The organism is Paraburkholderia steynii (genome assembly GCF_900100565.1).
Lineage (GTDB): Bacteria > Pseudomonadota > Gammaproteobacteria > Burkholderiales > Burkholderiaceae > Paraburkholderia > Paraburkholderia terrae.
On record NZ_FNDI01000052.1, the window covers coordinates 14010 to 33070 of the forward strand.

The following is a 19061-nucleotide window of genomic DNA, read 5'->3' on the forward strand; positions in this document are numbered from 1 at the left end:
AGATAGCCGGCCGACGGTCAGGAAATCCGCTAAAGCGTCGCCGCTTCAGGCTCGAAGCAGGCTACGTGAAACTCAACCGTAACCAATAAGGGAGCCTGTAACGTGGCTAACGACTACCTCTTCACTTCTGAATCCGTCTCCGAAGGCCATCCGGACAAGGTCGCCGACCAGATCTCGGACGCCATCCTCGACGCGATCCTCGCCCAGGACAAATACTCGCGCGTTGCCGCGGAAACGCTGTGCAACACGGGTCTCGTCGTGCTGGCGGGTGAAATCACCACGACGGCCAACGTCGATTACATCCAGGTCGCGCGCGATACGATCAAGCGCATCGGCTACGACAACACCGACTACGGCATTGACTACCGCGGCTGCGCGGTGCTCGTCGCGTACGACAAGCAATCGCCGGATATCGCGCAAGGCGTCGACCGTGCGCACGACAACAACCTCGACCAGGGCGCTGGCGACCAGGGCCTGATGTTCGGCTACGCATGTGACGAAACGCCCGAACTGATGCCGCTGCCGATCTACCTGTCGCACCGCCTCGTCGAGCGTCAGGCCAATCTGCGCCGCGACGGCCGTCTGCCCTGGCTGCGCCCGGACGCGAAGTCGCAGGTTACCGTTCGCTACGTCGACGGCAAGCCGCATTCGATCGACACCGTCGTTCTGTCGACGCAGCACGCACCGGAAATGGAACTCGCGCAACTGCGCGAAGCCGTGATCGAAGAGATCATCAAGCCGACGCTGCCCGCTGATCTGATCAAGGGCGACATCAAGTTCCTCGTGAACCCGACCGGCCGGTTCGTGATCGGTGGCCCGCAGGGCGACTGCGGTCTGACGGGCCGCAAGATCATCGTCGATACGTACGGCGGCGCGGCTCCGCACGGCGGCGGCGCGTTCTCGGGCAAGGACCCGTCGAAGGTCGACCGCTCGGCTGCTTACGCTGGCCGCTATGTCGCGAAGAATATCGTCGCGGCGGGCCTCGCCTCGCGCGCGCTGATCCAGGTGTCGTACGCAATCGGCGTGGCACAGCCCACTTCGGTGATGGTCAACACGTTTGGCACGGGCCGCGTGTCGGATGCGACGATCACGCGTCTGGTTCAGGAACACTTCGATCTGCGTCCGAAGGGCATCGTCCAGATGCTCGACCTGCTGCGCCCGATCTACGAAAAGACGGCGGCTTACGGCCACTTTGGCCGCGAAGAGCCGGAATTCTCGTGGGAAGCGACCGACAAGGCACTCGCGCTGGCAGAAGCCGCCGGCACGGAGCCGGTTGCCGCGCTCGCTTGAGTGAAGCTTTGAGTACGCCGCGCGGCTGATTGTCGCGCGGTGTGCTGGTTCAGATGGCAGGAAGCGAAAACGCCCTGCATGCGCTGAGAAGCGCGTGCAGGGCGTTTTGTTTTGGTGTGACGGTTTCGTGCGAGCCGCGTGCGCGGATCACGCGCGCCACGACGCACTAATGGCCGCAGCGGCGCATCTATCTCATACGAACGCGAAAACGAACGGGCGCGCGCTCAGCGCGCAAACGCGAACCAACCTTCGCTCGTCACCGACAGACGGCGCGGACGGCGGCTCGTCGGATGCGCCACGCTCGCGGGCTTGGCGGCGCGCGGCGACACGCCGAGCATCCGCACAGGCGCCGGATTTCGCAGCAGCGTGCGCAGCGAGAAGCGCCGAGACGCGCCTTGCAGGCTCAGTGCGCTGAAAAAGGTGCGGAACCAGGTGCGCACGTTATCGACAGGTTTCGCGTCGCGCAGTTGCTCGGCGAGCGCGCGCGTGCGCGCGGTATGGTGACGCAGGGCGCGCGCCACATGGCGGCGTGCCGGACGTGCGGCGTTGAACGCGTGGGTGATGCGAGTGCTCAATGGGCTGTGCATGGCTTTAGGAATCAGGCGACGTGACACGCGACGAAAGGTGCGGCAAAAGCAGCACCATCCATGCCAGCGAGTGGGACGCAATAGCCTGAGGAAAGACGGAATGAATCAGCAGCGGCTGCGAATGGCCGTGCCGATAGCGGGATAGCGTGTGTTGCAATCGACATGCACGACAGGCTACACGTGATTCGTGACCGTCGAAAGTCCGGAGGGATCAGGGTTTTTACGAGGATGAAGCCCGCACGATCGCTCCCTTTGCGCTCGACGAACGTGCATAGCTGCCCATCCGGCGTGCAGCTTCGCCCGTCCCGATTGCACGTCGGGCGCAAGAGAAACGCATGACTGACGCCGGTACGATCGTGCCCGTTTTACAATGAGAAGCCGTTGTCGAACGAACGCTAGCTGAACGGAACGTCCATGTCAGTCCATTCGAAGAAAGAGCAGATCCAGGTGCTGCGGGATCAGGGTTATGTCATCGTCCCGGGTCTCATCACGCCCGAGCGCTGCGCTGAGATGAAACAGATCGCGCGCCAGCAGTTGCAGGAAGCCGCCGATCCCGTCGAATTCGAAGCGGACCTGCGCTATCCGGGCGCGCCGGAGTCGAAGCATGCGCCGGGCGGACATACGGTGCGGCGGTTGCTGGACGCGTACGCGCGTCATCCGCATTTTGCCGCCTGGGCGACGGCGCCTGAGATTCGCGGCTGGATGGAACTGTATTTCGGCGAAGAGCCGCGCCTGTCGCGCGCGCATCACAACTGCATGATGACCAAGCATCCCGCGTACGGCAGCCTGACGGGCTGGCATCGCGACGTGCGTTACTGGTCGTTCGAGCGGGACGATCTGGTGTCGGTGTGGCTCGCGCTCGGCGACGAAACCGTCGATAACGGCGCGCTCTGGTTCGTGCCCGGCTCGCACTCAGCGGCGTTCACGTCGGACCGTTTCGACGACGCGAAGTTTTTCCGCTCCGATCTTCCCGAGAACGACGCATTGATCCAGAAAGCGGTGTCGCCCACATTGAAGGCGGGCGACGTCGTCTTCTTCCACTGCAACACGCTGCATTCGGCTGGCAAGAACCTGTCCGATCAGGTGAAGTTCTCGCTGGTCTTCACCTATCACGGCGCGAGCAACGTGCCACTGCCGGGCACACGCTCCGCGTCCAAGCCCGAAGTCGCGTTCTGAGCCTTCAGCGTTTTAGCGCTTCGACGACGCGAGCCCGATCAATCCGGCGAGCGTCGCGACGATGCCGCCTGCGATCAGGAAGATGGTCTTGTTGGTCGGTGAGCCGGTGAACACGCGCGACACGTCGTTGCTGAACGAATGAAACGACTGGCCGCCGAAGTACAGCAGCACCACGCCGCCGACGATCAATGCGAGCGAGATCGCTTTGGTCATGAACACTCCTTGTCGATGGATTACGGTGGCCGAAAGTCTAGGTGATGGGCGGCGCCGAGTCCATGTTCGCTTCCCGCAATGTGGGCGTCTGCAGCAAGCGCGGCGATTGGCTAACATAGCGTGTTGGGCCGCTGCTGCGTGATTGCGCGCCGGTGTGATACCGGTATCAAATCGCGGATATCCGTGTATGCCATCTGCAAGGCGGCGCTTCGCTACAAGGCATCATCAATTACAACAAACACGCATTATTCACGCGATGCGCGCGTCGCATCGCAGACTCCACTCCTGTTCTCGACAAGGACACCATCAATGGCTTACGAAGCAGCTTCAGCACGCTATTCGGACATGCAGTACCGCGTTAGCGGCAAGTCAGGTCTCAAACTGCCGGCGCTGTCGCTCGGCCTGTGGCACAACTTCGGCGACACCACGCCGATCTCGACGCAGCGTGACATCCTGCGCACGTCGTTCGATCTCGGCATTACGCACTTCGACCTCGCGAACAACTATGGGCCGCCGTATGGCAGCGCGGAAACCAACTTTGGCCGCATCTTCAAGGATGACTTCAAGCCGTATCGCGACGAACTGCTGATCTCGTCAAAGGCCGGCTGGGACATGTGGCCCGGCCCGTACGGCCAGGGCGGCGGCTCGCGCAAGTACATCCTCGCGAGCCTCGACCAGAGCCTGCAGCGCATGGGTCTCGACTACGTCGACATTTTCTATTCGCACCGCTTCGACGTCGACACGCCGCTCGAAGAAACGGCGGGCGCGCTCGCGAGCGCCGTTCAGCAGGGCAAGGCGCTGTATATCGGCATTTCGTCGTACTCCGCGCAGAAGACGCGCGAAATGGCGAAGCTGCTGGCCGAATACAAGGTGCCGTTGCTGATCCATCAGCCAGCGTACAACATGCTGAACCGCTGGATCGAAGAGGAACTGCTCGACGCGCTGGAAGAAACCGGCTCGGGCGCGATCGCGTTCACGCCGCTCGCTCAAGGCGTGCTGACGGGCAAGTACCTGAACGGCGTGCCGCAGGACGCGCGCGTCAACAAGGCGGGCGGCGGCTCGCTGAAGCAGGAGCATCTGAGCGAGCAGAACATCGAGCGCGTGCGCAAGCTCAACGACATCGCGCAGCGTCGCGGTCAGAGCCTCGCGCAGATGGCGCTCGCATGGACGCTGCGCGATCCGCGCGTGACGTCGGCGCTGATCGGCGCGAGCAAGGCCGAGCAGGTTCGCGAGAATGTCGCTGCGCTGAAGAATCTGTCGTTCACGGCGGAAGAGCTTGCCGAGATCGATCACTATGCGACGGAAGGTAGCGTGAATTTGTGGGAGAAGCCGTCGACGGATCAGCATATCTAAAGGGTTGAGCAGGGGTGCTCAGTTTTTTGGTTTTTGCTTTCGCTGGCATCCTGAGGGCGGTGGTGTTTGCTGCGCAAGCTGTCTGGTTTGCATGTGTTTTGCGCTGGCATCCGCGTTGCGCTAGCTTGCTTCAAGCGTCGCCCCTGTGCGGGGCGGCACCTACTTTTCTTTGCCGCCGCAAAGAAAAGTAGGCAAAAGAAAGCGGCTAACACCGCCAACATTTCTTCCTGCCTGAGGGCCCCCGAAGGTTCTTACGCTTCACACGGCAACCTGCTTGTTCCGCGTTGGTTGCCAGCGCTCTTGATGTGCGCCTCACCCGCTTCACGCGCCAGCACTACATCACGCCGCGCCAGATAGTCCACCGCCGCCCAGGTGGCAAACTGTGTGTCGGCCCCCTGTGCTCCACACGCATCACTCCAGACCGATAGCGCGCGCGCACCACCTTGTAAGAGCGCTAACGCATACGACGCGATAACCTACACACAGTTTGCCACCTGGGCGGCATATAGCGTTCGCTGCCGCTTGCCTGAGTACGGGTATTTGAAGCGGGTGAGGCGTCTATTCGAAGCGTTGGCAACGCTCGCGAACAAGGGCGTTGCCGTGTGAAGCGTGGGGACGTTGGGGGCCCGTGGATAGGAAGATGGGCTGGCGGTGTTAGCCGCTTTCTTTTGCCTACTTTTCTTTGCGGCGGCAAAGAAAAGTAGGTGCCGCCCCGCACAGGGGCGACGCCTGAAGCTCGATAACAACTCGCGGATGCCAGCGCAAAGCCCAAAAAACCAGACAGCTTGCGCAGCAAACACCGCCCTCCGCATGCCAGCGCAAATGCAAAAATGAACACAAAAAAACAAAAGCAAACCGCTACACCAGCGCAGGCAGCCCCTCCACCAGCACGACCGCAAACACCACACCCAGCAGCGCACCAAGAACACGCAGCGTGTTATGCCTGAACTCGGTTTTGCAGGGCAGCGCGCCCAGGAACAGCGCCCCGGCCAACGCCATCGGAATGACCAGAATGAAATCACCGATCGTGAAGTAGTGCATGCCTGTCTCCTTTGTGTACTCGTCCGACGCGACTGCATGCGGCGCGCCTGGTACCAGTATAGGAGACGCTATCGACGCGTATTGTGGGCTAAAGCGCACGCGGGCTTCTGTCCCTCGCGATGCGCAGCCAAGCGGGACAAGGCTTTGCGCCATCATCACAGCGACGCGCGAAATTCCGCACCGTGCGAACGCCCGCTTACGCCGACCTTTCTGAATATGCGCTTTATCGGTGGAAACGCGGGCGGACTTATCGTTCATTGGAGGAACGCCGCGTAACGCCTACGCCATGCCGACGCGCTCGCGAGCCCGCAGCCGCGCCGACGCCAGTATGCCGATCACCAGCAATCCGCCGACGAGCGCAGCCACCCCCGTCCACGCATAAGCCGCCCACACACGCCCGCCGTACGAGCCGACGATGCTCGATCCGAGGTAATACGCGAGCAGATACAGCGCAGCCGCCTGGCCTTTCGCTTCCTTCGCGATGCGGCCGACCCAGCCGCTCGCCACCGCGTGCCCAGCGAAGAAGCCGAAGGTCACGCAAGCAATCCCACACGCGATCAACGCAAGCGACTGCGTGACGGTCAACAGCAAACCGCACAGCATGATGACGATGCTGCCGATCAGCACGCGCCCGCGCCCGAACGTATCGGCCATGCGACCCGACCACGGCGACGCGACCACGCCCGTCAGATACACGACGAATATCCCGCCGATAGCCGTCTGACTCAGTCCGAACGGCGGCGCGAGCAAGCGGTAGCCGATGTAGTTGTAGAGCGTGACGAAGCTACCCATCAGCACGAAGCCCATCAGAAACAGCAGCGGCAAACCGGGCCGTCCTAGATGCTTCACGAGCGCCGTGCGGTGATGCGAAAAGCCAAGTCCGCGGCGCGGGACGAAATGGCGCGACGGCGGCAGCAACGAGCGGAACGCGAGCATCGACAGAATGCCGAGCACGCCGATCGTACCGATCGCCGCGCGCCACGAGAACAGATCCGCGACGACGCCCGTAATCACACGCCCCGCCATCCCGCCGATCGCCGTGCCGCCCACGTACAGGCCCATCGCGAGGCCGAGGCCGTCGGGATGCACTTCCTCCGCGAGATAGGCCATCGCGACGGCGGGCACGCCGCCGAGCGCAAGCCCTTCGAGCGCGCGCAGCAACAACAGCGCGTGCCACTGCGGCGTGAACGCGACCGCGAGCGTCAGCAGCGAAGAAGCGGTGAGCGAAGCCGTCATCAGCCGATGGCGGCTCCATCCCTCCGACACGAAGCCCGCGATGAACACGGCGAGCGCGAGCGCCGCCGTCGTCAGCGACAACGACAGACTGCTTTGCGCGGGGCTGACGTCGAATGAAGCGGAGAACGCGGGCAATAGCGGCTGCACGCAATAGAGCAGCGAGAACGTCGCGTAGCCGGCGAACAGCAGCGCGAGACTGGCGCGCCAGTAGGCGCGCGTGCCGCGCTCGAGATACGGCGCGCCGGTGGAGGAAGCAGAAGAGGATGAAGCGAAAGACGATGAATCAGCGGGCCGACTCGGGTCCGACGATGCGGTCACAACAAAACTCCCGGAAACGATTGAAACGACGCAGAGACGCGCGCAGCAAATGCGTGCAATCAGCGCGAAGGGTCAACGATACGCCGATTGCGCGTCCCACGTCGTCGAATCCGGCAACAGAAAAGGAACGCGAGCCGTGTCAGCCGCGCGTCGCGCCGGGCGCGCTGGCGGGCTGATCGGTGGCGTCGGGATGCGTGAGCTGTTCGTCGGTGGGCAACGAAGTCGCGTCCCAGCCGCCGCCGAGCGCCTTGATCAGCGCGACGCTCGCGGCCATCCGGCGGCGCGCGATCGAGACCGCCTGGCGCTCGTTGGTGAGCGCCGTCGTTTGCGCGACCACCACGTCGAGATACGTGATCGCACCGTTCTTGTAGCGGTTCGACACGATCGCGAGCGAGCGTTGCGCGGCCGAGACGGCGTCGTCCTGAGCCTGCGCCTCCTGTTCGAGCACCCGCAAGGCCGCGATGTTGTCTTCGACCTGGCCGAACGCCGTCAGCACTGTCTGCCGATACTGCGCGATACCTTCGTCGTAGTTCGCCTGCGCTTCGGCTTTTTTCGCGGCGCGTCCGCCGAAGTCGAGCAGCGTGCCGGCGAGCGTCGGCCCGAGCGACCAGAAGCGGGCCGGCGCAAGCAGCCAGTCACTGAAATTGGTCGCCTCCAACCCGCCCGTCACCGACAAAATCAGATTCGGAAAATACGCCGCCGTCGCGACGCCGATCTGCGCATTCAGATCGACCATCTGCCGCTCGGCGGCGGCGATGTCGGGCCGCCGCTCGAGCAGCGTCGACGGTACGCCGACAGGCGCGACGGCGGGCACGGCGACGAGCGGCGCAACAGGCAGCGAGAACGTCGACGGCGTCTGGCCGATCAGGATCGCGATCGCGTGTTCGAGCTGCGCGCGCTGCACGCCGAGATCGATCGCCTGCGCCTGCGTCGTGCGCAACTGTGTCTGCGCCTGCGCGACGTCGGCGTCGGTGGCGATGCCGCCCTTGTAGCGGTTCTGCGTGAGTTCGACGGCTTCCTTGTAGGCGGCGATCGTATCGTCGAGCAGTTGCTTTTCGCGGTCGATGCCGCGCAGTTCGAAGTAGTCCGTCGCGAGTTCGGCCTGCATCGACAGCAGCGCGCTTTGCGCATCGGCGGCGCTTGCCTGCGCGTTCGCGCGCGCGCCTTCGACGCTGCGCGACACGCGGCCCCACAAATCGGGTTCCCACGTCGCGTCGGCACCGACGATCCAGTCGTCGAGCGTCTTGCCCGCCGTCGATTTGAACTTCACGTTCTCCGACGACCGCGCGCGCGAGTAGCCGCCGTTCGCGGTGACGACGGGGAAGAACTGCGAGCGGAACTGCTCGACCTGCGCGCGCGCTGCGCGAAAACGCGCCTGCGCAGCCTGCACGTTCTGGTTCGCACTGGCGACCTGTTGTTCGAGTGCGTTCAGCGCAGGGTCGTTGTAGACCTCCCACCAGGCGCTGCGGATACGCGCGTCGGCGGGCTCGGCCGTTTTCCAGCCTGTGCCTTCGAGTTCCTTGTAGGTGGCGGCCGTCGTTGCAGCGGGCCGCTTGTAGTCGGGGCCGACCGTACACGCGGCAAGGAGACTCGCGCTCATCAGCGCGAAAGCCACCGAACGAAGACGCATACGATACGTGCTCACTCTTGTGCCTTTGCGGTCTGCTCGCTTTGCGGCGAAGACGAGCCGCTAGAGGCGCCCGAAGCACCGGACGCACCCGCCGCGCCGCCCGCTTTCGGATGCACGATACGCACCGCCGCGCCGTCGACGATCGAATCCTGCGGATTCAGAATCACCTGCTCGTCGCCCGTCAGCCCGGAGGCAATGGCGACGCGCGTGCCGTAGTCGGTGCCGAGCGCGACCTTGACGAGCTTCACGCGTTGCTGCGCATCGACGGTCGCGACTTTCACGCCGTCGGGACGGAACAGGAACGCGTTACCCGGCAGCGTGTACGGCGCGGCGGCCTGCGACTTCAGCGCGAAGTGGACCTGCGCATAAGCGCCTGGCAGCAGATCGCCGTTGCGGTTGTCGACATCGACTTCGACCAGCATCGTGCGCTGCTGTTGATCGACGGCGCCCGACGTGCGCGCGACCGTGCCGGGATAGTGCTTCGCCGGCGTTTCGGTGAGCGTCAGAAACGCGCTCTGCTGCGCCTTCACATCCTGCGCGTATGCCTGCGGCACGTTCACGTAGACGCGCAGCCGGTCAGCCTGCGCGACATGGAACAGTTCCTTCGCCGGGCCGCCCGAGCTGCCCGCATCGATCAGTGCGCCGACATCGACATTGCGCGCGGTCACGATGCCGTCGAACGGTGCGTAGACCTTCTGGAACGACTGCATCTTTTCGAGCCGCGCGACGTTGAAACGCGCCGCATCGAGCGTGCCTTTCTTCGCGAGCATGTCGCCGACCTTTTCGTCGGTTTCCTGCTTCGAAACGGAATTGCTGCGAAGCATCTCCGACCAGCGGTCTGCGGTGCTTTTGGCGAGCGTGTAGGTCGCTTGTGCGTTGGCCAGATCGGCGCTCGCCGCTTTCAACTGATCGTCGACTTCGGGCGTGTCGATTTCAGCGAGCAGTTGCCCCGCCTTCACGCGCGCGCCGATATCCGCGTACCACTTCTTCACATAGCCGTTGGTGCGCGCGTAGATCGGCGTATCGAGAAACGCCTGCACGTTGCCGGGCAGCACGAGATCGAGCGCCGCCGCGGATTTCTGCGGCTTCACCACTTCGACGCTCAGTTGCGCGGAATGCTGCGCGTCGCGTTCGAGTGCGGCCTGCGCGTCGTGACGCGACCAGATACCCTGCGCAGCGAGCGCCAGCACGACGATCGCCGCGCCGATTACGATCCAGCGCGAACGTTTCGATGAGCTGCGCGGGCCTTCCCCGTGCGGCGCGGACTCATCAGGACGATTCCCTTCCATCAGAACTCCAGATACTGTGCTTGCGCATCGTTGTTATGACCGTGGCCACGTCGGCCACCTTATTGCGGCTTCTGGACGACATGCGCGGCGGCGCGTGCGCGTCTTTCCGACAGTCGTCGATAGATCATCGAAAACACCACGGGCACGAACACCAGCGTCGCAATCGTGCCGATGGTCAAGCCGCCGATCACCGCGCGCCCGAGCGGCGCATTCTGCTCGCCGCCTTCGCCGAGGCCGATCGCCATCGGCACCATGCCGATTACCATCGCGAGGGCCGTCATCAGCACGGGACGAAAGCGCGTGAAGCCCGCTTCGATGGCGGCGCGCGTTGCGTCGCCATGTTCGAGCAACTGCTCGCGCGCGAAGCTGACGACCAGAATTGAGTTCGCCGTCGCGATGCCGATACACATGATCGCACCCGTCAACGCCGGAATGGACAGCGTGGTATGCGTGAGGAACAACATCCACACGATGCCCGCCAGTGCGCCCGGCAAACCCGTGATGATGATGAACGGATCGAGCCACGACTGGAAGTTCACGACGATGAGCAGATACACCAGCACGATCGCGAACACGAGGCCGGTGAAGAGGCCCGAGAACGAGTCGTTCATCGTCTGCACCTGGCCGCGCAGTTCGATCGACGAGCCCTTCGGCAATTGTGCCTTGGTGTCGGCGATGATCTTCTGGATATCGTCGGAGACGGCGCCGAGATCGCGGCCGTCAGCGGTGCCGTAGATATCGATTGTGGTTTGCGCGTTGTAGTGCGTGAGCACGGCGTTGCCGGCTTCGCGCCGCATCGTCGACAGCGCGCCGAGGATGTTCGTGTGGCCGTTCGCGTTCAGCGGAATGTTCGCGAGCGATTGCAGCGAATCGATCGTGTATTGCGGCGCTTCCGTGATCACGTTGTAACTGACGCCATTGCGCGGATTGAGCCAGAACGTCGGCGTCGTCTGCTGGCTGCCCGACAGCGTGATCAGCAGATTGCTCGCGACGTCGCGCTGCGTGAAGCCCGCCTGTTGCGCGCGCGTGCGGTCGACGTCGACGAAGATGCGTGGCAGGTCGGACGGCTGCTGGATGCGCGCATCCGCAAAACCCGGTATCGCGCGCAGTTTGTCGAGCAGCATCGCGGCGAACGCACGATTGCCCGCCACGTCGCGCCCCACAATCTGAATGTCGATCGGCGACGGCATGCCGAAGTTCAGCGTCTGGCTGACGATGTCCGCGGGCAGGAACGCGAACTGCACGCCGGGGAATTCGTCGGTGAGCGTGCGGCGCAATTTGCGCACGTATTCGGCCGTCGGCTTGTGATCGGGGTTCAGGCTGATCAGGATGTCGGCATCCGACGTGCCGATCGTGCCCGTCGCGCTGTACGACAGGTTGATACCCGATACGGGCAAGCCGATGTTGTCGATGATCGAATGCAGTTCATCGCGCGGGATCAGTTCGCGGATGCGCGCATCGACGCGATCGGTGACGACGGCCGTTTCTTCGACGCGCATGCCCGTTTTCGCGCGCAGATGCAGTGCGATCGTGCCGGCATCGACGGCAGGAAAGAAGTCGCGGCCAAGGAACGGCATCAGCAGCAGCGACAGCAGACAGCACGCGAGAAAGCCCGACACGAAGATGCCGGGCCGCGCGACGCGCGCCACGAGAAACTCACGATAACGCCCGCGCAGAGTCGCAAAGCCGCGCTCGAACGCGAGGTGTACGCGCATGAACGGGTTGCGCGTCTCGTGCGAATGATGGAAGTCGGCGGGACGATGGTGATGGCGCAGCAGATACTTCGCGAGCGTCGGCACCAGCGTTCGCGAGAAGAAGTACGAAGCCAGCATCGCGAACACGACCGCTTCGGCGAGCGGGATGAACAGATAGTGCGCGACGCCCGTCAGCAGGAACATCGGCACGAACACGATACAGATCGACAGCGTGGAAACCAGCGTTGGAATGGCGATCTGATGCGCGCCGTCGAGAATCGCCTGTTCGAGATTCTTGCCCTGTTCGAGCTGATGACTGATGTTCTCGATCGCGACTGTTGCGTCGTCGACGAGAATACCGACGGCGAGCGCTAGCCCGCCCAAGGTCATGATGTTGATCGTCTCGCCGAGCGCGGACAGCGCGATGATCGAGGTGATCATCGACAGCGGAATCGACACCGCGATGATCAGCGTTGCGCGCCAGTTGCCGAGGAACAGCAGAATCATCAGGCCCGTCAGGCATGCGGCGATCAGCGCTTCGCGCAGCACGCCTTGCACCGACGCGCGCACGAACAGCGACTGGTCCGCGACGGGATCGATGTTCAGCGACTCGGGCACGAGATTGCGCAGCGCCGGCATCATGGTTTTGATGCGATCGACGATTTCCAGAGTGGATGTATTGCCGCTCTTGTTGATGGTCAAGAGCGATGCGCGCTGGCCGTCCACGCGCACGATGTTGGTCTGCGGCTGATAACCGTCGCGCACATGCGCGACGTCGCGAATATAGACGGTGCCGTTTGGCCCCGATTTGATGGGAATGTTGTTCAGTCCTGCGAGCGAATCGGGGCTCGCATTCAACTGCACCGAGTATTCCGTCGAACCGATTTTCGCGGTGCCCGTCGGCACGATCAGGTTCTGCGCGGTGATCGAATTCACCACGTCCATCGGCGACAGGTTGCGCTCCTGCAGCTTGCGCGAATCGATATCGACCATGATCTGACGCTGCTTGCCGCCGTACGGCAGCGGCGCCGACGCGCCCGGCACGGTCGCGAGCTGCGTCTTCAGGAAGTTATTACCGTAGTCGAAGAGCTCCTGTTCGGTGAGCGACGGCGACGACAGCGACAGCCGCAGGATGGGCACGGTGGATGCGTTGTAGCGCAGTATGTTCGGCGGCGTGATGCCGGGCGGCAGCGAACGCAGCTGCGTTTGCGACAGCGCCGTGACTTGTGCGAGCGCTTCGTTGATGTTCGCGTGCGGCTGAAAGAAGATCTTGACGACGGCGATACCGTTCAGCGAAGTCGATTCGACGTGCTCGATATCGTTCACCGCGACGGACAGCCCGCGCTCGTAGTTCAGCACGATGCGCTTTTCCATCTCGTCGGCAGGCAGGCCGTTGTACGTCCAGATCACCGACAGCACGGGAATGTCGATGTTCGGGAAGATGTCGGTAGGCGTGCGCAGGATCGTCAGCGGGCCGATGATCAGCAGCAGCAGCGCGAGCACGACAAACGTATAGGGGCGCCGCAGCGCGAGACGAACGATCCACATGAAAAGGGCGGTCCGATGAGGGCGGGGGCCGCTGCTTCTGGCGGCAGCGAGCATTGCGCGACGGCGGCCCGGCCGGGCGTGCGCGACTGGAATATAACGCGTATCGTAGCTTACATCGACATTTTTGAGACTACCGTGCGGTCCGGTTTATGATGGGCCTGTTACGGGTCGTTACAGTTAGGGTTTCGTAAGTCGAATTGACGGAACGGATGCCTCACGAGGCCTTACTTTTTACTTTGCCAAAGCGCCCAAAAGGGCAACAATGGGGCTCAGGGGTTCGCATCGGCGCATGTGCGCCGGATGGGATGCGAGTCGATCCTGGCCCCTGGTTTTTAGGATTCAGGTGCGTACGCAACCACTCGGATGTTGCGGCGCTTTTATCATCACGTTGACCGGCGCAGTCCCAAACAAGCCGGCAATTGGGAGAACGGGGAAACATCATGCAAGTCGGTTCTATTGTTCGATCCGTGCATATCGCCGTGCCACAAGGCGCACGCGGGATCGTGATGCGCATTCTCGGCGACATGGCGATGGTGGCGTGGTACGCCGGCGAGCCGGGGACGTCGAAGATACTGAACACGGAACCCTTTTTCCTCGAGGATCTGATCGACACGGGCGAATTCGTCCGCCCCGCTGGCGCGCAGATACATTGATCGCGGTCTTCCTGCCTGCTGTCGTGATTGACGAGATGCGGCGCCGCTGAGCGGTCGACGCATCGCGAGTGACACTGGCGCTCGTTTTTGCTCGCGGCACGGCGCACAATGCGGGCATGAACGAAGACACTCCCGAGATTCCCACTCCGCAGGACGGCCACGCCGTTCCCTTCGCCCGCCTCACGCCCGAAGTCGTGCTGGACGCGCTCGATAGCGCGCTCGACACGGTAGGCGTGCGTACGGATGGGCGCATGCTGCCGCTCAACAGCTACGAGAATCGCGTGTATCAGGTCGGCGTCGAAGACGGGCCGCCTGTCGTCGTGAAGTTCTATCGGCCGGAGCGCTGGACCGACGAAGCAATTCTCGAAGAGCACGCATTCGTCGCGGAACTGTGCGAGCGAGAGATTCCCGCCGTGCCGGCGCGCACGCTCGATGGCCGCACGCTGCACACATTCGACGGCTTTCGCTTTTCCATCTTCGAACGGCGCGGCGGCCGTGCGCCCGATCTCGACCGCAAGGACACGCTCGAATGGCTTGGCCGGTTTATCGGGCGCATTCACGCGGTTGGTCAGACGGTGAACTACGCGGCGCGCCCGACGCTCGACATTCAAACCTTCGGCTACGAGCCGCGCGACTATCTGCTCTCTCAAGACTTCGTGCCCGCTGACGTGCGGGTTGCGTGGGAAGCGGTTGTGAGCATGGCATTGGAAGGCGTCGAGCAGGCCTTCGAACGCGCCGGTGACGTGCGCCAGTTGCGCATGCACGGCGACTGTCATCCGAGCAATGTCCTGTGGACCGACGCAGGCCCGCATTTCGTCGATTTCGACGACAGCCGCATGGGCCCCGCCATTCAGGATCTGTGGCTGTTGTTGCCGGGCGAACGCAACGAGGCGTCACGCGCGTTGACGGATCTGCTCGCAGGCTATGAGGACTTCTGCGACTTCGATCAGCGCGAACTGCATCTGATCGAAGCGTTGCGGACCTTGCGGCTGATTCACTACTCGGCGTGGCTCGCGCGTCGTTGGGACGACCCGGCGTTTCCTGTCGCGTTTCCGTGGTTCAACTCGCAACGCTATTGGGAAGACCGCATTCTCGAGTTGCGCGAGCAGATCGGCGCGATGCAGGAAGGGCCGCTCTGGCCAGTGTGATTCGTGAGCAGGTGTCTCGGTCGTCAGTCTGCGGATTGAACGCGGGCTGGCGAACCGGCGATCACGCGCGACGGCACCGATAGCGTCGATGAAGCGCCGCGTGCCACATCCACAAGCGTCGAACGTACGATCACTTGCGCGCGCACGTCGCGGCCGATCGTTTCGATGCCCGCGCGCATCTGCGTGAAATCTTCAGGCGAGCAGACTTCGCTGCCAAAACGTGTGGTCCCGTCGCGCGTCACAGTGATGACATTTGCGCTCGCGTCGTACGAATAGGTCGAGCGATAGTCGATGAAGCGGTCTCGCGCGGCCATTGCTTCCGGCATATCTAGCACGCGAAAATTTGCAGGCAGTGCAATCTGCGTGCGCTCGTGCAACTCGACATTGCGACACACGAAAGGCTGTGTGCGCTGCCGCTCGCCGAGCCAGTAGCGCGCGTCCGACTGAAACCCGCCGACGAAGCTCGTGAGTGCCGGAATCGACGCGGCTGTGCCAGGCACGACGAAGTCTTCGAGCTTGCCTTTCATCGTGAGCGACAGAGGGCCGTCTGTCGCGTTGAGGTTGCTGGTCGATAGCGTTGCTGTGCCCGAGAGGTTCACGAAACGCAGTTCCGCCTGGAGCGACTCTTCGCGCTGCGCAGGCGTTTGCATCCGCAAAAGCGCGCGTCCCTGTTCTGCGGCCCAACCTGCGGACTCCAGCCGGTAGACGAAGGTCGCGGAGCCATCGTGCGCGACGTTGATCGACAGATCGGTGGTGCGTGACATCGTGGCCGTCGACGGTGTGCGCGACAGCACGCCTTCGTTGACGAGCACGACGGGGCGGTTCATGTCGGTGGACGGCAGATAGCCGAACTCGACGTTCGGCGCGGTCGAATCGGCGTATAGCTGAAGCTCGGGCAGCCACGTGATCACGTGATTCAGCACGCCGTAGCCGGGCACGTCGGGCAGCGTGTAGATCGTGCCGCTGCTGATCAGCGCGGGCTCGTTGCGAATGCCGATGGCGTCGAGCAGCGCGCCATACAGCGCGACGTGGTCCTTGCAGTCGCCATAACGCAGCGCGAGGATTTCCGTCGCGCGATGCGGCACGACGGCGCCGCGTCCGATATTGACGGCGACGTAGCGCACATTCTTGCGGACCCAGTTGTAGAGCGTCCTGGCTTTTGCGCGCGGCGTCTGATCGCCGGCGGTGAGCGAGCGGGCCAGTCCGACGATTGCCGGATCGCTGCCGCTCGCATCGACGGCCGATTCACGGTACTTCGCGGCGAACGCGGCGTAGTCGGGAAACGTCGAGACCATCAGCCGGTCGCCATAGCTCACGTACGCAATCGATCCATATTCGAGACGCGCGAAATGCGCCTTGTCGTAGCGGAACTCATAACGCGTGCGGCCGTCCTTCGTCGATGGCGGCAGTGCGGTGAAGCCGCGCGCGTCTGCATAAAGCGGCTTGTCAGCGGGCAGATCGTAGACGAGACGGAAGTTATGAGTCGGCGCGAGATCGGGCGGTGTGAAGTCGCTGAAATGGCCCGGCACGATCGGCTGCATCTGCGTCTTCCGATACTTCAGGTACACCCGCGCACCCGGCTCGACGGCGGGAAACACGATCACCTTTTCGAGGATGTCCTGGAACATCGGCGCGTCGAACGATCGCGCTTCTTGCACGTCGCGAATCTGCTCGGGGCGCACGTCGTGGCGCGTGCCGTCGGCGGATGTCGTGTACGCCTCCAGAACGTCGACGCTCGCCATGTTGCGGTTGAACCAGATGTAGTACTGCGCAACACGCGCGACGCCCGCCTCGTTGTTCACGCGCAGCGTCATTTCGTCGACCTTCGTATAGGAGCCGTCCGCGTTCACCGTGAAGGTCTGGGTTTCGCGTTCGTTCGTGTACGGCTCGACGGGTGCGGCGGTTGCTGCGTTCAGTGTGGACAGGCCTGCGTTGTTAGCCGCCTGGTCGGCGGCGCGGGCCGCGCCTGTGAAAAAGGCGCAAGCAGCCATCGCGATACGGAAGATCGTGAAAAGGCGCATGGGGAATCAGGCGTCCGAAGGAATTGGTCTAGTTCTGTCGCATCTCACACTTCAAAATCACACGACGTTTGTGTCAAGCGGGCAAACCGCACACAACGGCAACAATTTCCGGAAGTTGGCTCAAACCTTCGGGATTGAAAGAAATCACATTCTGTGTAATGATAGTTATTCTCATCTGAAGGGCGTCGCCAGCTAATTGTCATCTTTCTCCTCGTGGCAAAGCAGCCAGCCAGCTCTTCGATGACCATCCTGCTTTTACCCGGAATGCCATAGCTGCCATCTGTCACACGGTAAGCACGCTTCGGGCATCCGTCGTTCCGCTCCGGAACGGCATTTCCAGTTTCCATTCCAACGTCGCCTCACGCCAGCGACGCACGACCCGTTTTGCCAGGAACACGATGAACGCGCCCGAATCGATCGAACTGAAGCCTGCTGCCCGCGCGGGCATGATGCCCGCTGCTGGCGCCCAGCAACTGGATGCAGACGAGCTGGCCGCGCGACGCCAGCGCTCGCGACGGGCGAATTTCATCAAGTGGCTGCGCAAGGTGCATGGCTGGGTCGGGCTATGGGGCGCCGTGCTCGGGCTGCTGTTCGGCGTGACGGGCTTTCTGCTGAATCACCGTGCGGGACCGCTGAAGGTGTCGTCAGGTGAGCCGCAGGTCGAGCAGCTGCAGATTGCGTTGCCGCAGAAAGGCTTCAAGTCGCCCGGCGACATGGCGCACTGGCTGAAGGACGAACTGCATATCGATGGCAAGCCGGGCAGGGCGCGCCGCGAGCCTGCGCACCCCGTCGCGTGGGGCGATCAAAGCGCCGTGCAGCCGGAGTTCTGGCAGATTGCGATCGCCGCGCCGGGGCAGAACGTGCAGGCCGAGTATTGGGTGGGCAACGGCTTCGTGTCGGTGAAGCGCACGCAAAACTCGTTTCTCGGCACGATGAACAACCTGCATAAGGGCGTTGGGTTGAGCGTCGGCTGGGTGCTGTTGATCGATACGATCGCGGGCAGTCTGATTCTGCTGTCGCTGACGGGCGTGCTGCTGTGGACGGAACTCAACAAGCGGCGGACCGTGGGTGTCGTGCTGGTTGGCGGGTCGATCGTGGCGGCGGTGGTTTGTGGGTTGATGTGAGCGTTTGGTGCTCCGTCAGTCGTCTTGCGCTTCTTCGCGGCTCGGGTCTTCGATTTGCGCAAAGTTGGTGATCTTCACCTCGCCTTCCGGAAAGCGCGCGATGACTTCAAGCTCGCCGCCGAGTGCGCGGATGTGATCGCGCAGCGTCGAGATATACATGTCCGTGCGCTGTTCGAGTTTCGCGATACTGGGTTGCTTGACGTTGAGGCGCTTTGCGAGCGCTTCCTGAGAAAGGCCGCGCGCTTGACGCAAGCCGTGAAGGGGCATTGCGGCGCGAAGTTTCTCCGCCATCGCTTCCGAACGGGCGCGTGATTCCGGCGGCATTTTCAGCCAGAGCTCTTCAAATTTTTTCGCCATCTTTGGCTCCTCCATGCGTGGTGCGCAGCAAGTGCACACGATAGATGATTTCAGCTCGCGGTACGTTCTGTTGATACCAACGTTCGTGGCCAGTCTTGTCGCCGCCGAGCAGTAATACAGCAGTGCGTCGCGGATCGAACACATACAACACTCGATACGGCTTTCCGCGATGCTGAATTCGTAGTTCCCGCAGATTTCCTATTGTCGAACCTATGATCTTGCTGGAGTACGGGAACGGCAGCTGGGGACCTTGATCCTTGAGCAAGAGGATCGTCGACGCGATCGACTCTCTCTCTCCGCCTTCCGCAGCCCCTCCCACCACGCCTGAAATGCATCGGTGTACTCAACGTCCCAAGTCATCGAAAATATAGCCTCCATGGAAT

Annotated in this window: 16 protein-coding genes; 6 read left to right on the plus strand and 10 right to left on the minus strand. The window is 62.8% G+C overall.

Going from position 1 to position 19061, the window contains the following annotated elements; all coding sequences use genetic code 11:
- The first annotated feature begins 102 nt into the window (after nt 1–102).
- Nucleotides 103–1290: a methionine adenosyltransferase gene (metK, locus tag BLT65_RS43895; RefSeq protein WP_007744723.1), complete on the plus strand. Its 1188-nt coding sequence runs from the start codon at nt 103–105 to the stop codon at nt 1288–1290.
- A 224-nt stretch (nt 1291–1514) separates the two neighbouring features.
- Here the strand turns inward: metK and BLT65_RS43900 are convergent, their stop codons facing one another.
- On the minus strand, nt 1515–1877 hold the full coding sequence (locus BLT65_RS43900) for a hypothetical protein (RefSeq protein WP_042304997.1): 363 nt from the start codon (nt 1875–1877) through the stop codon (nt 1515–1517).
- 414 nt (nt 1878–2291) lie between these two features.
- Here BLT65_RS43900 and BLT65_RS43905 point away from each other — a divergent pair, with 414 nt between their 5' ends.
- Nucleotides 2292–3053, plus strand: coding sequence for a phytanoyl-CoA dioxygenase family protein (locus BLT65_RS43905; protein ID WP_091790369.1), 762 nt, complete (start codon nt 2292–2294; stop codon nt 3051–3053).
- A gap of 12 nt (nt 3054–3065) precedes the next feature.
- On the opposite strand, the gene BLT65_RS43910 is transcribed toward BLT65_RS43905, so the two are convergent.
- On the minus strand, nt 3066–3266 hold the full coding sequence (locus BLT65_RS43910) for a DUF3185 family protein (protein WP_028363859.1): 201 nt from the start codon (nt 3264–3266) through the stop codon (nt 3066–3068).
- Between the two features lie 309 nt (nt 3267–3575).
- Between BLT65_RS43910 and mgrA the strand changes: the two genes are divergently transcribed.
- Nucleotides 3576–4619, plus strand: coding sequence for an L-glyceraldehyde 3-phosphate reductase (mgrA, locus tag BLT65_RS43915; protein WP_091790370.1), 1044 nt, complete (start codon nt 3576–3578; stop codon nt 4617–4619).
- Nucleotides 4620–5477: 858 nt separating this feature from the next.
- On the opposite strand, the gene BLT65_RS43920 is transcribed toward mgrA, so the two are convergent.
- The 5 genes from BLT65_RS43920 to BLT65_RS43940 all read right to left on the minus strand — a co-directional run bounded on the left by BLT65_RS43920 (nt 5478) and on the right by BLT65_RS43940 (nt 13375).
- The gene (locus tag BLT65_RS43920; protein ID WP_007582094.1) at nt 5478–5660 is read right to left on the minus strand and encodes a hypothetical protein; all 183 of its coding nucleotides are present in this window, start codon (nt 5658–5660) and stop codon (nt 5478–5480) included.
- Nucleotides 5661–5939: 279 nt separating this feature from the next.
- Nucleotides 5940–7214, minus strand: coding sequence for an MFS transporter (locus BLT65_RS43925; RefSeq protein ID WP_091790371.1), 1275 nt, complete (start codon nt 7212–7214; stop codon nt 5940–5942).
- A 139-nt stretch (nt 7215–7353) separates the two neighbouring features.
- Nucleotides 7354–8844 (minus strand): efflux transporter outer membrane subunit, encoded by a 1491-nt coding sequence (locus BLT65_RS43930; RefSeq protein WP_091790383.1) that lies wholly within the window; start codon nt 8842–8844, stop codon nt 7354–7356.
- Between the two features lie 11 nt (nt 8845–8855).
- Nucleotides 8856–10133 carry an efflux RND transporter periplasmic adaptor subunit gene (locus tag BLT65_RS43935; protein ID WP_091790372.1) on the minus strand — a complete coding sequence of 426 codons (1278 nt, stop codon included), beginning with the start codon at nt 10131–10133 and terminating at the stop codon, nt 8856–8858.
- 59 nt (nt 10134–10192) lie between these two features.
- A complete protein-coding gene (locus BLT65_RS43940) occupies nt 10193–13375 on the minus strand; it encodes an efflux RND transporter permease subunit (RefSeq protein ID WP_091790373.1) in 3183 nt (1060 codons plus the stop codon).
- Nucleotides 13376–13815: 440 nt separating this feature from the next.
- Between BLT65_RS43940 and BLT65_RS43945 the strand changes: the two genes are divergently transcribed.
- Together BLT65_RS43945 and BLT65_RS43950 are read left to right on the plus strand one after the other, a co-directional pair.
- Nucleotides 13816–14028 (plus strand): hypothetical protein, encoded by a 213-nt coding sequence (locus BLT65_RS43945; RefSeq protein ID WP_007582104.1) that lies wholly within the window; start codon nt 13816–13818, stop codon nt 14026–14028.
- 116 nt (nt 14029–14144) lie between these two features.
- Nucleotides 14145–15176 (plus strand): serine/threonine protein kinase, encoded by a 1032-nt coding sequence (locus BLT65_RS43950; protein ID WP_091790384.1) that lies wholly within the window; start codon nt 14145–14147, stop codon nt 15174–15176.
- A 23-nt stretch (nt 15177–15199) separates the two neighbouring features.
- Here BLT65_RS43950 and BLT65_RS43955 read toward each other — a convergent pair whose 3' ends face one another.
- Nucleotides 15200–17197, minus strand: coding sequence for a DUF3857 domain-containing transglutaminase family protein (locus BLT65_RS43955; RefSeq protein ID WP_091790374.1), 1998 nt, complete (start codon nt 17195–17197; stop codon nt 15200–15202).
- Between the two features lie 398 nt (nt 17198–17595).
- On the opposite strand from BLT65_RS43955, the gene BLT65_RS43960 reads away from it, so the two are divergent.
- Nucleotides 17596–18321 carry a PepSY-associated TM helix domain-containing protein gene (locus BLT65_RS43960; protein WP_091790375.1) on the plus strand — a complete coding sequence of 242 codons (726 nt, stop codon included), beginning with the start codon at nt 17596–17598 and terminating at the stop codon, nt 18319–18321.
- 15 nt (nt 18322–18336) lie between these two features.
- Here the strand turns inward: BLT65_RS43960 and BLT65_RS43965 are convergent, their stop codons facing one another.
- Complete coding sequence (locus BLT65_RS43965) at nt 18337–18678, minus strand: XRE family transcriptional regulator (RefSeq protein ID WP_091790376.1); 342 nt, start codon at nt 18676–18678, stop codon at nt 18337–18339.
- The gene (locus BLT65_RS43970; protein ID WP_341865857.1) at nt 18662–19000 is read right to left on the minus strand and encodes a type II toxin-antitoxin system RelE/ParE family toxin; all 339 of its coding nucleotides are present in this window, start codon (nt 18998–19000) and stop codon (nt 18662–18664) included. The genes BLT65_RS43965 and BLT65_RS43970 overlap by 17 nt, the downstream gene beginning before the upstream one ends.
- Nucleotides 19001–19061: the final 61 nt, after the last annotated feature.